This window comes from Pseudomonas sp. MIACH, assembly GCF_001269925.1.
Lineage (GTDB): Bacteria > Pseudomonadota > Gammaproteobacteria > Pseudomonadales > Pseudomonadaceae > Aquipseudomonas.
On record NZ_LHVO01000022.1, the window covers coordinates 21,907 to 36,959 of the forward strand.

Consider the following 15,053-nt stretch of genomic DNA (forward strand, 5'->3'; position numbering starts at 1 on the left):
AATGGCGACGATTCTAACGGGATAAAATCCAGATGCCAGCACGCTCTTTACAGGCCCTGGCTGCCCCGGATCAAGTCATACGCCTTGCGCGCAATCGGGTTCGCCGTATTCGGCCGAATCCACAGGTAATACGTGACCTCCGGCAACCTCGGTAATCCATCCGTTTCGCCCAGCACGCGCATATCCGGGCCGAGCATTTCCATGCTGCGCGGCGTTACCCCGAGCCCTGCGCGGGTGGCGGCCTTGATGCCGATCAGGTTCGATGCCAGATACGCCTGGCGCCAGGGGATATTCGCCTGTTCCAGCGCCTCCAGGGCGTAGCGTCGGTAGATGCTCGGCTCGTCCACCAGGATCAGCGGCAGCGGTTCGCTCGGCTGGTGGATGTACTGCGCCGAACAGATCCACCACACCGGCGACGTCCGCAGCGCAAAGCCTTCCAGGTTCGGGTCGGAGCGGGTGGAAATCACCATGTCGACCTTGCCCCGGTGCAGGTCGTCCATCAGGAACGGGCTGCGGCCTACGTCGATCTCCAGGCGCAGGCGTGGCGCGGAGCGCGCGATATGGCTGAGGATCGGCGGCAGGATCGTGTCGGCGATATCGTGGGGCGAGCCGATGCGCAGCACGCCGCTCAAGCTGCTTTCGCGCAGGGAGTTCAGTGCATCGTCATTCAGCGCGAGCATCTGCCGTGCATGACGCAGCAACTGCAGGCCCGGCTCGGTCAGTTGTTTTTGCCGGCCGCGCTTTTCGAACAGGCTCACACCCACTTGCTGTTCCAGGCGCTGCATATGCTGGGTCACGGATGACTGGGTACGCGCCAGGTGCGTGCCGGCTTCGGCGAAGCTGTGGTGGTCGACCACGGCGATAAAGGTGCGCAGAAGTTCAAGGTCGAGGGTCGACATGGCCATTTCCAGAAGCGGTTTTACATCAAGTGTGTGAAGTTAAACATTACAGATATTTATGTATGGGTGAAGAGGATTTTTGCCTGGGCCAATGAATAATGGGTTATGCCGAAATTGAAGGTGGTGCAAAGACGGTGAGTTATAACGATATGAGATATTTGCATTTCCGTTGCCCTCGCACTCTCCCTAGCATGCCCCTCCATCAGGTCGGGGTACGCCGATCATTCGCCAGGGGGAAGTCCAATGATGTTCAAGAAATGGTTGCCGGTGGCCCTGGGGTCGATGATCGCCCTGGGCGGCAGTGTGGCGGCGCAGGCCGATGCGACGCTGGACAAGATCGAGCAGCGCCATGTGCTGGTGGTGGGCGTGTTGTTGTCCGGCGGTCCGTTTGGCAGCATCGACCCCGCCACGCAACAGCCCAAGGGCTTGAACGTCGACCTGGCCAACGAGCTGGGGCGTCAACTCAAGGCCGAGGTGCAACTGGTGCCGGTATTGCCGGCCAACCGTGTGCAGTTCCTGCAGCAGGGCAAGGTCGACCTGCTGATTGCCAATATGGAATGGACCGCCGAGCGCGGTGAGATCCTCGGTTTTGTGCCGACCCCGTTCTACCGCGTCGGCGGTGCGGCTGCGGTGCTCAAAGACAGCAAGATCGCCCGTTGGGAAGACCTCAAGGACCAGCCCGTGTGCACCTCCCAGGGCAGCAGCTACGTCAAGCCGCTGACTGAATTCGGTGCTCAGCTCAAGGCGTTCAAGAGCTCGTCCGAGTCGTTGCTGGCCCTGCGCGGTAACAACTGCGTCGCCGCGGTGCACGACGCCACCCTGATCAACCCGTTGGTCAACGACAGCGCCGAATGGAAGGACTACCGCGTCCTCGGCCCGGAACTCAACCCGGCACCGTCGGTGATCTGGACCCGTCGCGGCGAGAGCGACACCCAGGCCAAGCTCGATCCGATCGTCAAGGAACTGCACCGCAGCGGCTGGCTGATCGAGGCCCAGACCCGCAACCGCATCAGCCCGGCATCGCCGGCCCTGGTGGAATTGCAGAAACAGTTCAAGGGCGCCTGAACCGGCAATGGAGATGAGTCATCTGCTTGAAGTGTTCGTCCATTGGGCCGCCGGCATTGGCCTGAACTACACCTTCCTGCTGGACGCCTATCAGCGCGGCAGCCTGGTCGAGGGCGCGCTGACCACCGGTCTGCTGTGCCTGTTCACGATCATCGGCAGCCTGTTGGCGGGGATCACGCTGGCGGCGATGCTGACCTCAGGCAACCCGTGGCTGGCCAAGCCTGCGCGGGTGTTCGTGGAAGTGACGCGCAACACGCCGACGCTGGTGCAGCTGTACTGCGCGTTCCTGGTGTTGAACATGCTGCTGACCCAGGCGGTCGGCGCGGCCAACCCGCTGACGCCGTTTGCCTGGGTGGTGATCGTGATCTCCCTGCACAAGGGCGCGTTCCATGCCGAGGCCCTGCGCGCCGGCATCGAAGCGGTGCCTGCCGTAACGATGGAGGCCGCCAGCTCCCTGGCCTTCAGCCGCCGCCAGTTGTTGTGGAATGTGCAGTTGCCGCTGGCGCTGCGCTTTGCCTTGCCGTCGCTGATCAACAACCTGATCGACCTGGTGAAGATGACCGCCGTGGCCTCTGCGATTGCGGTGGGCGACATCACCTACGCGGCGATCATGATCTGGACCCAGAGCGACAACGTGCTGGAGCTGATGCTCCTGATCCTGAGCTTTTTCGGCCTGCTGAGTTTTATCGTCAATTGTGTGGGGCGCTGGCTCGAAGCGCGCCTGAGGATGCCCGGCTATGGCCATTGATTCATTCCCGGTGCTGTCGGCCTTGCTGCAATGGTCGCCGGCACTGCTGGTCGGTTTTGGCCAGAACATTCTGATCAGCCTGCTGGCGATCGGCATTGGTTCGGTGCTGGGTCTGGTGATCGGTGCGTTGGCGTTGTCGCCCCTGGGCTTTGTGGCGCGGCTGTGGGTGCAGGTGTTTCGCAATGCGCCGTGGCTGGTGCTGATCTATTTCACTACCTACGTGTTCCCGTTCGAGATCCGTATCGGCAGCAGCTACGTGTCGTTCCCCGATTGGGTCAAGGTCACTATCGGCCTGGCGTTACCGGCCAGCGCCAACGTGGCGGAAATCTTCCGGGGCGCCATCGGCTCGATCCCCAGCACCCAATGGGAAGCCGCGCGGTCCCTGGCATTCACCCGTGGCCAGCTGTTTCGCTCGATCATCCTGCCGCAGTGCTTCAAGCGCATGTTGCCGCCGTGGATGAACCTTTACGCGGTGGTCACCATGGGCACTGCGCTGGCCTCGCTGGTGGGCGTGCATGACGTGATCGACACCGCGCAGATCGCCAGCAACACCGTGAACATGACCGGCTTTACCGTGGTGATCTACCTGAGCCTGCTGGTGCTGTTCTTTGCCTACTGCTACCCGATTTCCCGCCTGACCCAACACCTGGAGCGCCGTTATGCCTTCTACTGAACCCCTGGTGAGCCTGCGGGATGTGCACTTGTCGTTCGGCGCCAACCCGGTGCTCAAGGGCATCGACCTCGACGTGCTGCGTGGCCAGGCCGTGTCGATCATCGGCCCGTCCGGCTCGGGCAAATCCACGATCCTGCGCTGCATCACCGGGCTGTTGCAGCCCCAGCGCGGCAGTATTCGCGTGGGCCAGACCCAGGTCGACAGCCTGGTCCAGGAAGCGCAGCGCATCGAGTTGCGCAAGCGCGTCGGCTTTGTGTTCCAGCAATACAACCTGTTCCCGCACTTGTCGGTGCTGGAAAACCTGGTGATCGCCCCGCGCAAGGTGCTCGGTCGCAGCCGTGCCGATGCGGAAAAAGACGCGCGGGCGCTGCTGGCCAAGGTGCGCATGGAGCACAAGGCCGATGCGTACCCAGGCCAACTGTCCGGTGGCCAGCAGCAGCGCGTGGCGATTGCCCGCGCCCTGGCGATGCGCCCGGAGCTGATCCTGTTTGACGAAGTGACCTCGGCGCTCGACCCGGAAACCGTCGGCGAGGTGCTGACGGTGATTCGCGAGCTGACCGAAGAGGGCATGACCTGTGTACTCGTCACCCACGAAATGCGCTTCGCCGAGGAGATCAGCGACGTCGTGTACTTCACCGAAAACGGCGTGATTGTCGAGCATGGCAGCGCTGAGAGCATCTTTCAGAATCCCAGCAGCGAACGCACCCAGACGTTCCTGCGCCATGCCTTGGGCGATACGGGGCGCCGTGGCCCGCTCAAGCATGCCCCGTATCTGTTGACCAACTTGGGCCGTTACAGCCTGTCAGTCTGATAAAAGGAAAACTGTGATGAGCAACGCACACCGTGCCGCCGTGATCGAGGCGTTTTTGCAGCAGATCCGCGTCATCAACCAGCGCGGCGTAGACCGCGCAGCCCTGGTGGACATCGTCGGCCTGCTGGAACAATTGGCCGAGCGCCGCGACCTGTTCAACTTCGATGAATTCCCCGCGCCTGTGCCAGGGCAGGGCAGCACCGCGTTCCGCTATCGCCTGAACGACGACGGCGATACGCCGACCCTGTACCTCAACTCGCTGTTGCCGGGCAAAAGCACGCTGCCGCACAACCATGAGACCTGGGCGATCATCAGCGCGGTGGAAGGCCAGGAGATCAACTACGTCTATGCACGCAATGACGAAGGCCACGAGCCGGGCTTCACCTCCCTCAGCCTGGAAAAGGAAGTGATCGTGCAGCCGGGCACGTCGATCTCGTTCCTCGGTGAAGACCTGCATGGCATCAAGGTTGAAGGTGAGCAGGCCACGTTGCATTTCCACCTGTATGGCTTGCCGCTGGAATCCCTGAACGGCCGCTACGGTGTGGACGCGGATGGCCGCATCCTCAACTACAACGCTTCGCAGATGGCGCCGTCGATCAAGGCCTATGCCTGACGCGTTGCCGTCACTTTTCTCTTAATTGTTGGGACTTCCATGAGCCAGACCATCACCCCACGTCAACTGCAGCAATGGCTGTTCGACGGGCAGGAAATCGCCGTGTTCGACGTGCGCGAGCACGGGCAATACGGTGAGGCCCACCTGTTCCATGGGGTGAACCTGCCCTATAGCCGCCTGGAGCTGGAGGTACGCCGCCTGGCGCCCAACCCGCAGGTGCGGCTGGTGATCTATGACCAGGACGGCGGTACGGTGGCGGCGCTGGTCGCCGCGCGCTTGCAAGTGTTGGGCTACCGCCGCGTGCATGTGTTGGAGGGGGGCGCCGATGGTTGGCAGGCGGCGGGCTTGCAGTTGTTTGCCGGCGTGCATGTGCCGTCCAAGGCCTTTGGCGAATTGGTCGAAGAGGCCAGCCATACGCCTCACGTCACCGCTCGGCAACTGGCCGATTGGCAAGCCAGTGGCGCGCCGCTGGTGGTGCTCGACGGGCGACCGTTCGATGAATACCGCAAGATGACCATCCCCGGTTCCATCTGCTGCCCCAACGGTGAGTTGGGCTATCGCGTGCATGATCTGGTGGCGGATGACAGCACGCCCATCGTGGTCAATTGCGCCGGGCGTACGCGCAGCATTATCGGCGCCCAGACCCTGATCAACCTGGGCTTGAAAAACCCTATCTATGCCCTGGAAAACGGTACCCAGGGCTGGTACCTCGAAGATTTCCAGCTGGAACATGGCAGTACTCGGCGTTATGCCGATCAGGTCAGCACTGACCTGGCTCGGCAGCGCCTGGCTGCGCGGCAATTGGCCGAGCGGGCAGGGGTGGTGACGGTATCGGCGGATCAGGTTCGACAATGGGCGGATGACGCGCAGCGCAGTCTGTTCTTGTGTGATGTGCGCACTGCTGAAGAGTTTGCCGCGGGCAGCTTGCCGGGCGCGCAACACACGCCGGGCGGGCAGTTGATCCAGTCCACCGACCTGTATATCGGCGTGCGCCAGGCGCGCATCGTGCTGGTGGACAGCGATGGCGTGCGTGCGCCGATTGTCGCCAGTTGGCTACGCCAACTCGGGCACGAAGCCTATGTGCTCAGCGGCGGTATCGACAGCGGCCTGGCGCTGCCGGTGTTGCCAGCGGTGGCGTATGAGCCGTTGCCGCTGATCAGTGCCCAGGATTTGGCGCTGGAATTGAACGATGTGAACCTGATCGACCTGCGCCCGAGCATGGCCTATCGCAAGGGGCATATTGCCGGTTCGCGCTGGTCGATTCGTGCGCGGCTCAAGACCGATCATCGTCCCTTGGTGCTGGTGGCGGATGACCCGGCATTGGCGGCGTTTGCTGCCGAAGGCCTGTCGGCCAGGTTGCTCGACGGTGGCTTCGCCGCGTGGGCCTCGGCCGGCCTGCCGGTCAACGAAGACCCGCATACGCCGCCGGACGCCGAGTGCATCGACTTTCTGTTTTTTACCCACGACCGTCACAGCGGCAACAAGGACGCCGCGCGCCAGTACCTGGCCTGGGAAATCGGCTTGCTCGCGCAAATGAGCGAAGCGGAAATCGCCAGCCTCAAGCCGTTGGCCGCGCCCTCGCGGGTGCGCACGCGCTTGATCCACGCCGCGCGTACCGAAAAAGGCCACGGCGGCCGTGCCGTCAACGTACCGATCACGCGTCTGAGCACCGTGCTGTTCGACAACCTGGCGCAGATGCGCGACGCCCGTGCCCGCCGCGACAGCGAGCGGGTGCTGACCTACGGTGCGCGTGGCAACCCGACCTCCCATGCCCTCGAAGACCTGGTCACCGAGCTGGAAGGCGGCTTTCGCACGCGGCTCTACAGCACTGGCCTGGCGGCAGCGGCGCAGGTGTTCCTGGCCTACCTGCGCCCCGGCGACCATGTGCTGATTACCGATGCGGTGTATTCGCCAGTGCGCAAGCTGGCGCGTGAATTCCTCCAGCCGTTCGGCATCCAGGTCAGCTACTTCGCACCCGATGGCAAGGGGCTGGAAGCGCAACTGCAAGCCAACACCAGGCTGGTCTACGCCGAAGTGCCGGGCTCGCTGTTGTATGAACTGTGCGATCTGCCGGCGATTGCGGCGTTGTGCAAACCACGCGACATCCTGCTCGCCGTCGACAACACCTGGGGCTCGGGCTACCTGTACCGGCCACTGGCGTTGGGCGCGGATATTTCGATCATGGCCCTGACCAAATACCTCGGCGGCCACAGCGACGTGATGATGGGCAGCGTGTGCACCACACCAGCGGCCTGGCCGGCGCTGGGCAGGATGAGCGACACCTTCGGCAACGCGGTGAGTGCCGACGACGCCTACCTGATCCTGCGCGGCGCACGCACCCTGGCATCACGCCTGGATGTGCACGAGCGCCAGGCCGTGGCGATCGCCCACTGGTTGCAGGCGCAACCGCAGGTCAAGCGCGTGTTCCATCCGGCCTTGCCCAAGCATCCGGGGCATGGGGTGTGGCGCCGGGACTTCACCGGCAGCAATGGGTTGTTGTCGTTTGAACTGATGAATGCGGACACCGCTTACGTCGAGCGTTTTATCGACGGCTTGCAGCTGTTTGGCCTGGGCGCTTCGTGGGGCGGCTATGAAAGCCTGGTCACCGTGGCCGACACCGGCGACCGCGACAGTGCGGCCGACCGTGCGCTGAACCCGGTGGTGCGCCTGCATATCGGTCTGGAAGATGCAGCGGCGTTGATCGAGGATCTGCAACGCGGCTTTGCACGTGCCGTTCTGTGACCGACAAGTTCTGTAATAAAAACGCCATTGCGCTGGGGATTAAATTCGCGAGGGGCTATTTTGGTGCATCTCAATAACTAGAGTAGCCATGGATGAAATACCAACCCTTCAGCCGCACGTTAATTGCCACCGCCTTGGTGTTGACGGTCAGCGGCGTGCAAGCCGCGTCCCAGGCCCCGGTGGCCGGTGAAAATGGCATGGTGGTGACCGCCCAGCATTTGGCCACGCATGTGGGTGTGGATGTACTCAAGGCCGGCGGTAACGCTGTGGATGCGGCCGTGGCGGTCGGCTACGCGCTGGCGGTGGTGTACCCGGCGGCCGGTAACCTGGGCGGCGGCGGGTTCATGACCGTGCAACTGGCGGACGGACGCAAGACCTTCCTCGACTTCCGCGAAAAAGCCCCGTTGGCGGCCACCGCTGACATGTACCTGGACAAGGCCGGCAATGTGGTTGAAGGCCTGAGTGCCAAGGGGCACCTGGCCGTCGGTGTGCCCGGCACTGTTTCCGGCATGGAGCTGGCGCTGAGCAAGTACGGCACCCTCAAGCGCGCCCAAGTGATTGCCCCGGCGATCAAGCTGGCGGAAAACGGCTTTGCCCTGGAGCAGGGCGATATCGACCTGCTGCACACCGCTACCGGCGAGTTCGAAAAAGACAAGGATATGCGCGGGATCTTCCTGCACAACGGCCAACCGCTGCAGGTCGGCCAGAAGCTGGTGCAGAAAGACCTGGCGAAAACCCTGAAGGAAATCTCCGCCAAGGGCAGCGACGGCTTCTATAAAGGTTGGGTCGCCAAGGCCCTGGTGGATTCCAGCCAGGCCGGCAAGGGCATCATCACCCAGGCCGACCTCGACAAGTACAAGACCCGCGAACTGGCGCCCATCGAGTGCGACTACCGTGGCTACCACGTGGTCTCGGCACCGCCGCCAAGCTCGGGCGGTGTGGTGATCTGCCAGATCATGAACATCCTCGAAGGCTACCCGATGGCTGACCTGGGCTATCACTCGGCCCAGGGCCTGCACTACCAGATCGAAGCCATGCGCCACGCCTACGTGGACCGTAACAGCTACCTGGGCGATCCGGATTTTGTGAAGAACCCGATCGAGCATCTGCTGGACAAGAACTACGCGGCCAAACTGCGCGACGCCATCGAGCCGCAAAAGGCCGGGGATTCCCAGGCAATCAAGCCGGGCGTTTCACCCCATGAGGGCAACAACACCACCCACTATTCCATCGTCGACAAGTGGGGCAACGCGGTCTCGGTGACCTACACCCTCAACGACTGGTTCGGTGCGGGCGTGATGGCGAGCAAGACTGGGGTGATCCTCAACGATGAAATGGACGACTTCACCGTCAAGGTCGGCGTGCCGAACATGTACGGGCTGGTCCAGGGTGAAGCCAACGCCATCGCACCGGGCAAGGCGCCGCTGTCGTCGATGAGCCCGACCATCGTGACCAAGGATGGCAAGGCGGTGATGGTGGTGGGTACGCCGGGCGGCAGCCGCATCATTACTGCGACCTTGCTGACCATCCTGAATGTCATCGACTACAAGATGAACATCCAGGAAGCCGTGGACGCGCCGCGTTTCCACCAGCAGTGGATGCCGGAAACCACCAACCTTGAGACCTTTGCGGTCAGCCCGGACACCCAGAAGATTCTGGAAAGCTGGGGCCATAAGTTCGCCGGGCCGCAGGATGCCAACCACTTGGCCGCGATCCTGGTAGGTGCGCCGTCCCTGGGTGGCAAGCCGGTGGGTAATAACCGCTTCTATGGCGCGAATGACCCGCGTCGTAATACCGGGCTATCGCTGGGCTACTAACCGCTGCAATTCCCTGTAGGAGCGAGCTTGCTCGCGAAGATCGTCAACGATAACGCGGGGTACTTGATGCCCCGATGTGCTCTTTGGTTTTTCGCGAGCAAGCTCGCTCCTACACGGGTTGGGCGAGCAGTTGCTCTACCGCTGTAAACGCCGCGATCCGGCGCTCCTCCCAATCCCCCCGAATCACCACCATCGCCTGTCGATGCTCCTGCATCCACGCCAGGCTGCCCTGGAAAAACGCCTGGCGGTCGGCCAGTTCCGGCTGGCAGCGTTGGCCATCGGCGGTCCATTCCACATCGTCCGGCGACAGCAGCAGGTGCAGGTCGTAGTGACGCGCCAGCAGTTCATCGTCGAGCCACGCCGGGTAGTCGCCGAACAGGGTCTGGCTCCACAGTTTGTTGGTCAGCAGGTGTGTGTCGAGGACCAGCAGGCGCGGTTGTTGGGCGCGGGCGGCATCTTCCCAGGCCAGTTGGCCGTGGGCGATGGCCGGGATATCCGCGAGTCGGGTGTCGCGCTGGTGCTGGTCGATGAAATACCGCACGTATTCACCGACCATCAGCCCGCCGAAATGCGCGTGCAACTCGGCAGCCAGCCAGCTTTTTCCGCTGGACTCGGGACCGGCCAGGACCACCACCTTCATGCGCGCAACGCCGGGTCGGCGCGCCATTCACGCCAGCCTTGCACGGCGATCACGGTGAACAGTGCGTAGAGCGCAGCAGTGAGGTACAAGCCCTTGTAGAGGAACAGCCCGACGAAAATCACGTCCACGGCGATCCACAGCGGCCAGCATTGCACGCGTTTTTGCGCCATCCACATTTGCGCCACCAGGCTGAAACCGGTGAGAGCCGCATCCAGCCAGGGTTGCGCTGCGTCGGTCCAGTGCGCCATCGCAGCCCCCAGCAGCAAGCTGCCGACCGCACCGATGGCCAGGCTGGTCATGATTGCGGGCCAACCCAGGCGGGTGACCTGGCGTCCTTGCTTGACCTCGCCGGCGCGGGTCCACTGCCACCAGCCGTAGACTTGCAGGGCGGCGTAGACCACTTGCAGGAGCATGTCGGAATAGAGCTTCACGTCATAAAACACCCAGGTGTACAGCAACACCATCACCAGGCCGATGGGCCAGCACCAGGGATTCTGTTTGACCGTCAGCCAGACAGCGATCACCCCCAGGGCGGCGGCGAACAGTTCAAGCCCGGACATGGCGGATCCTTGGGAGAGTGGGAGAGGGCGGGGATTGTAACCAGAGGTACGCAATCTTCAAAACATCGGGGGGCAAATGTGGGAGGGGGCAAGCCTCCTCCCACATTTGGAGCGGTGTTAGACCTTGAACTGGCGCAAGAGGCTGTCGAGTTGTTCGCTCAGCCCGCGCAAATGCACGCTGGCGACGCTGGACTGCTCCGCTGCCAATGCGGTGCTGTGGGACAAGCTCGCCGCCTGGGTGACGTTCTGGTTGATGTCTTCCACCACATGGGCCTGTTGCAGGGTGGCGCTGGCAATCGACGCGTTCAGGCCATTGAGGTTGTGCAGCGCCTGGCCGATGGCGGTGAGGCTGGCACCGGCCTGGCCGGCTTGTTCGATGGTCAGTTGCGAGGCGCTGTGGCTGTCGCTGATCACCTTGACCGCCGCTTCCGAGTGGCCTTGCAGGCGCTCGATCATCGCCTGGATCTCGGCAGTGGATTTTTGCGTACGCTGGGCCAGCAGGCGGACTTCATCGGCCACCACGGCAAAGCCACGGCCTTGTTCCCCGGCGCGTGCGGCTTCGATGGCGGCGTTGAGGGCCAGTAGGTTGGTCTGGTCGGCGATGGAGCGGATTACTTCCAGCACACCACCGATCTGCGTGCTTTCGCTGGACAGGGTGCGGATCACCTCCACGGCCTGGCTGATGGTCGTGGAGAGCTGGTCGATCTGCTGCAGGCTGCCGTCGATATTGACCTGGCCTTGCTGCGCCTGGGCCTGGGCGTCGCGCATTTCGCTGGCGGCGTGTTCGGCGTTCTTGGCCACGTCCTGCACGCCGTAGGTGACTTCATTGATGGCGGTGGCCACCAGTTCCATCTGCTGGGACTGTTGCTGGCTGCGGTCATGGGCTTGGGTCGCGTTGTTGCCCAGCTCCGTGGAGGACTGGCCCAAGGCATTGGCGCACACCTGCAACTGGCCCACTACCTGGCGCAGCTTGGCGGTAAAACTGTTGAAGTGTTGGGACAGCTGGGTAACCTCGTCGCGGCCGTGGGTGTCGAGGCTGCGGGTCAGGTCGCTTTCGCCGCTGGCGATATTGCCCATGGCGTTCACCGCGTCCTGCAACGGGCGCACGATGCTGCGGGCAATCAGCGACACCAGCAGGCCCATTACCAGCGCAATGCCCAAGACGATAAACGAGGCTTTCCACACCTGGCTGTTGAACTCGGTCTGCACATCATCGACATACACGCCGGAGCCGATGATCCAGCCCCACGGCTCGAACAACTGGATATACGAGGTTTTTGCCACCGGCGCCTCCGCACCCGGCTTCGGCCAGCGGTAGTTGATGATGCCGGCGCCCTTGGCCTTGGCGAGGATCACGAACTCGTTGAACACGGCAAACCCGTCGGGGTCGCGGATGGCCGAGAGGTTCTGGCCGTCCAGCTTGGGGTTGGCCGGGTGCATGATCATCACGGGCGTGAGGTCGTTGATCCAGAAATAGTCGTCGTGGTCGTAGCGCAAGCCGCGCACCGCGCTCAGGGCTTGTTTTTGTGCGGCTTCGCGGGTCATCACGCCGGTGGTTTCGAGGCTGTGATAAAACGTCAGGATGCCGCTGGCGGTCTGGACCACGTGCTGGGTCTGCTGGCGCTTGGCCTGGTACAGGTCGTCGTGGATCTGCTTGAGCATCAGCAAACCCAGGGCCATCAGCATCAGCACGGCGACGATCAGGATCATCCAGAGGCGTCGGCTGATCGACATATTGCGCAAACTGTTCATCGTCCTGTCACTCCGGGCTTTTTATAATTGTGGGCGTCGCATCGACTTTTACGCCTTGTCTGATAGGCTTTCGGCCTGAAACCGTAAAACCTGAGTACTGCCTGATTTTTCACAGAATTTTTGCAGACCGGTGTTGACCATGGTCAACACCGGGCACTTAAGTGCGCTCGTCAGTGAACCATTAAAAAGATTGATAAGGCATGCCACAGGGCATGACCTTTGGGGGAAGCATGGATTTTTGGACCGCCATTCAGGCATTGATACTGGGCGTGGTGGAGGGGCTCACCGAGTTCCTGCCGATCTCCAGCACCGGCCACCAGATTATCGTCGCCGATTTGCTCGACTTCGGCGGTGAGCGCGCCATGGCGTTCAACATCATCATCCAGTTGGGCGCCATCCTGGCGGTGGTGTGGGAGTTCCGGCGCAAGATCCTCGATGTGGTGACCGGTTTGCCGACTCAGCGCAACGCCCAGCGCTTTACGCTCAACCTGCTGATCGCGTTCCTGCCGGCCGTGGTGCTGGGGGTGATTTTTGCCGACCTGATCCACCATTACCTGTTCAACCCGATCACTGTGGCCACCGCGTTGGTGATCGGTGGCGTCGTCATGCTGTGGGCCGAGCGCCGCGAGCATGAAGTGCACGCCGAAAGCGTCGATGACATTACTTGGAAAGACGCGCTCAAGGTCGGATTTGCCCAGTGCCTGGCGATGATCCCGGGTACGTCGCGCTCCGGCTCGACCATCATCGGCGGCCTGTTGTTCGGCCTGTCGCGCAAGACTGCCACCGAGTTTTCGTTCTTCCTGGCCATGCCGACCATGGTCGGTGCGGCGGTGTATTCGGGCTATAAGTACCGTGACCTGTTCCAGCCGGCGGACCTGCCGGTGTTTGCCATCGGCTTCGTCACCTCGTTCATCTTCGCGATGATTGCGGTCAAGGGCCTGCTCAAGTTTATTGCCAGCCATAGCTATGCGGCGTTTGCCTGGTACCGCATCGCGTTCGGCCTGCTGATCCTGGCGACCTGGCAATTCGGCTGGATCGACTGGGCGGCGGCCAAGGCATGATGATTCAGCACCCACGCCTGAAAGCGGCGATTTTTGTGCTGCTGTGCGCGGCGCCGCTGGTGGGTTCGGTGTTGGTGTGGCTGCGCGGTGAAACGGTACTTCCGTTGGCGGCCTACGGCGTGGTCAGCGTGCTGGCGTTCTTCCTGTATTGGAGCGACAAGCGCAAGGCCCGCACCGACAGCTGGCGCACCCCGGAGAACATCCTCCACGCCGTGGAGCTGGCGGGCGGTTGGCCGGGGGCATTGATTGCCCAGCAGGTGTTCCGGCACAAGACGCGCAAGGTGTCTTACCAGGTGCTGTTCTGGGTGATCGTGCTGTTGCACCAGGTGTTCTGGCTGGACCAGTTGTTCCTCGGCGGCACGCTACTGTCAGTTCTCTAGCAGCAAGTCGACCTGCGTGCGCTTGGGCAGCTTGCTCACCACCAACTGGTGGGAGCGCTGCAACAAGCCGCGCAGTTCCTCGGCGCCCAGCGGGTAGGGCGTGTTCATGATGATCCACTGCGCGCGTGCCAGGTACGGCGCCGGGTGGATGCCAGGGCGGTCCACATGGCCGAGGAACAATTCCTTGTCGACCTTGAACGCCAGCGAATCACCGCGCAGGTTTTGCAGGGCGAACATCTTGTTGCCGGCGATCGAGAACACCCGCACGCCGCCCCATTTGTAGTCTTCCCGGGCGCCGGGCAGGCTCAGGCAGAACGTCGCAACTTGCGCTTCGGTCATCTTCATAGCAAGCGGTCTCCACAGCTTTTAAAGCCTTCTTCCAGGTAGTCGATCCAGGCGCGAATCGCAGGCAGCACGCCACGGCGATGCGGGTAGACGGCCTGGAGCCAACCGCCCGGCAATGACCATTGCGGCAGCAGTTGCACCAGGCGGCCGCTGGCCAATTCCTCTTCGCAATACATCATCGGCAGTACGGTAAAGCCCAGGCCCATGATGGCGCTGGTCTTGCGCACGATAAAGTCGTCGATGCCCAGGCGAGCTTCCATCGCCAGGTCGTGGGGTTTGCCCTGGGGGTCGAGGATGCGCTGGTGCACCAGGCGATCCGCCTCCAGTGCGCCGAGTATCGGCAGTTGCTTGAGGTCGTCGAGGGTGTTCACCTGGCGCCCGAGCATCAGTGCGGGGCTGGCGACCAGCACGGTCTGGGCCTGGCGCAGGCGCTTGGTGACCAGCAGTGGGTCTTCATCACCGAGTTCGCGCACGCGCAGCGCCACGTCGATGCCTTCGGCGACCAGGTCGACGCGGCGGTTGACCAGGGTCATCTCCAGTTGGACCTGGGGGTGCGCGGCGAGAAATCCGGCCACCACCTCCGGCAAGATATGTTGTGCCATGCCCACCGGGCAGCTCACCCGCAGCCGCCCGCGTGGTTCGCTGGACATGCTGGCGACGGCCTCATCGGCCATTTCCGCTTCCAGCAGCATGGCCTGGCAATGGCGCAGGTAGCGCTCGCCCACGGCGGTCAGGGTCAGTTGCCGCGTGGTGCGTTGCAGCAGGCGTGCGCCGAGTCGCTCTTCCAGCTCGGCGATGCGCCGCGACAGACGCGACTTGGGAATCCCCAAAAGCCGTCCGGCCGCCGCAAAGCCGCCGGCTTCGACGACTTTGGCGAAATAGTAGAGGTCGTTGAGGTCTTGCATGCTGGGCCTATTGTCCTGTCAGTGGGACAAACTATCGCATTA

At 62.7% G+C, this 15,053-nt stretch carries 15 protein-coding genes; 9 read left to right on the forward strand and 6 right to left on the reverse strand.

From position 1 onward, the window contains the following. Nucleotides 1–47: 47 nt before the first annotated feature. The gene (locus AD670_RS08250) at nucleotides 48–899 is read right to left on the reverse strand and encodes a LysR substrate-binding domain-containing protein (protein ID WP_371263178.1); all 852 of its coding nucleotides are present in this window, start codon (nucleotides 897–899) and stop codon (nucleotides 48–50) included. Nucleotides 900–1,142: 243 nt separating this feature from the next. On the opposite strand from AD670_RS08250, the gene AD670_RS08255 reads away from it, so the two are divergent. The 7 genes from AD670_RS08255 (at nucleotide 1,143) to ggt (ending at nucleotide 9,368) form a co-directional block, all read left to right on the forward strand. Beyond that, nucleotides 1,143–1,964: a transporter substrate-binding domain-containing protein gene (locus AD670_RS08255; protein ID WP_053130366.1), complete on the forward strand. Its 822-nt coding sequence runs from the start codon at nucleotides 1,143–1,145 to the stop codon at nucleotides 1,962–1,964. 13 nt (nucleotides 1,965–1,977) lie between these two features. Continuing rightward, nucleotides 1,978–2,712, forward strand: a complete 735-nt coding sequence (locus AD670_RS08260) for an amino acid ABC transporter permease (protein ID WP_053130368.1) — start codon at nucleotides 1,978–1,980, stop codon at nucleotides 2,710–2,712. Continuing rightward, nucleotides 2,702–3,385 carry an amino acid ABC transporter permease gene (locus AD670_RS08265; protein ID WP_053130370.1) on the forward strand — a complete coding sequence of 228 codons (684 nt, stop codon included), beginning with the start codon at nucleotides 2,702–2,704 and terminating at the stop codon, nucleotides 3,383–3,385. Before AD670_RS08260 ends, AD670_RS08265 begins: the two co-directional genes overlap by 11 nt. Then, nucleotides 3,372–4,196, forward strand: a complete 825-nt coding sequence (locus AD670_RS08270) for an amino acid ABC transporter ATP-binding protein (RefSeq protein WP_053130372.1) — start codon at nucleotides 3,372–3,374, stop codon at nucleotides 4,194–4,196. Before AD670_RS08265 ends, AD670_RS08270 begins: the two co-directional genes overlap by 14 nt. Before the next feature lie 16 nt (nucleotides 4,197–4,212). Beyond that, nucleotides 4,213–4,809 (forward strand): cysteine dioxygenase, encoded by a 597-nt coding sequence (locus AD670_RS08275; RefSeq protein WP_053130374.1) that lies wholly within the window; start codon nucleotides 4,213–4,215, stop codon nucleotides 4,807–4,809. A gap of 39 nt (nucleotides 4,810–4,848) precedes the next feature. Then, on the forward strand, nucleotides 4,849–7,551 hold the full coding sequence (gene metC, locus AD670_RS08280) for a cystathionine beta-lyase (protein ID WP_053130377.1): 2,703 nt from the start codon (nucleotides 4,849–4,851) through the stop codon (nucleotides 7,549–7,551). A gap of 92 nt (nucleotides 7,552–7,643) precedes the next feature. Beyond that, entirely contained in the window at nucleotides 7,644–9,368 is a 1,725-nt protein-coding gene (gene ggt / locus AD670_RS08285; RefSeq protein ID WP_053130381.1) for a gamma-glutamyltransferase, read from the forward strand. Between the two features lie 109 nt (nucleotides 9,369–9,477). On the opposite strand, the gene AD670_RS08290 is transcribed toward ggt, so the two are convergent. The 3 genes from AD670_RS08290 to AD670_RS08300 form a co-directional block, all read right to left on the reverse strand. Next, on the reverse strand, nucleotides 9,478–10,008 hold the full coding sequence (locus AD670_RS08290) for an AAA family ATPase (RefSeq protein ID WP_053130477.1): 531 nt from the start codon (nucleotides 10,006–10,008) through the stop codon (nucleotides 9,478–9,480). Continuing rightward, the gene (pnuC, locus tag AD670_RS08295; RefSeq protein WP_053130383.1) at nucleotides 10,005–10,568 is read right to left on the reverse strand and encodes a nicotinamide riboside transporter PnuC; all 564 of its coding nucleotides are present in this window, start codon (nucleotides 10,566–10,568) and stop codon (nucleotides 10,005–10,007) included. Before pnuC ends, AD670_RS08290 begins: the two co-directional genes overlap by 4 nt. 117 nt (nucleotides 10,569–10,685) lie before the next feature. Continuing rightward, complete coding sequence (locus AD670_RS08300; RefSeq protein ID WP_053130385.1) at nucleotides 10,686–12,320, reverse strand: methyl-accepting chemotaxis protein; 1,635 nt, start codon at nucleotides 12,318–12,320, stop codon at nucleotides 10,686–10,688. A gap of 230 nt (nucleotides 12,321–12,550) precedes the next feature. On the opposite strand from AD670_RS08300, the gene AD670_RS08305 reads away from it, so the two are divergent. Next, complete coding sequence (locus tag AD670_RS08305) at nucleotides 12,551–13,381, forward strand: undecaprenyl-diphosphate phosphatase (RefSeq protein ID WP_053130479.1); 831 nt, start codon at nucleotides 12,551–12,553, stop codon at nucleotides 13,379–13,381. Next, on the forward strand, nucleotides 13,378–13,761 hold the full coding sequence (locus AD670_RS08310) for a DUF1294 domain-containing protein (protein WP_053130387.1): 384 nt from the start codon (nucleotides 13,378–13,380) through the stop codon (nucleotides 13,759–13,761). The genes AD670_RS08305 and AD670_RS08310 overlap by 4 nt, the downstream gene beginning before the upstream one ends. Here the strand turns inward: AD670_RS08310 and AD670_RS08315 are convergent. Both AD670_RS08315 and AD670_RS08320 read right to left on the reverse strand, forming a co-directional pair. Next, nucleotides 13,750–14,106, reverse strand: a complete 357-nt coding sequence (locus AD670_RS08315; protein ID WP_053130389.1) for an MmcQ/YjbR family DNA-binding protein — start codon at nucleotides 14,104–14,106, stop codon at nucleotides 13,750–13,752. The genes AD670_RS08310 and AD670_RS08315 overlap by 12 nt on opposite strands. Continuing rightward, nucleotides 14,103–15,011 (reverse strand): LysR substrate-binding domain-containing protein, encoded by a 909-nt coding sequence (locus tag AD670_RS08320; RefSeq protein WP_053130392.1) that lies wholly within the window; start codon nucleotides 15,009–15,011, stop codon nucleotides 14,103–14,105. The genes AD670_RS08315 and AD670_RS08320 overlap by 4 nt, the downstream gene beginning before the upstream one ends. Nucleotides 15,012–15,053: the final 42 nt, after the last annotated feature.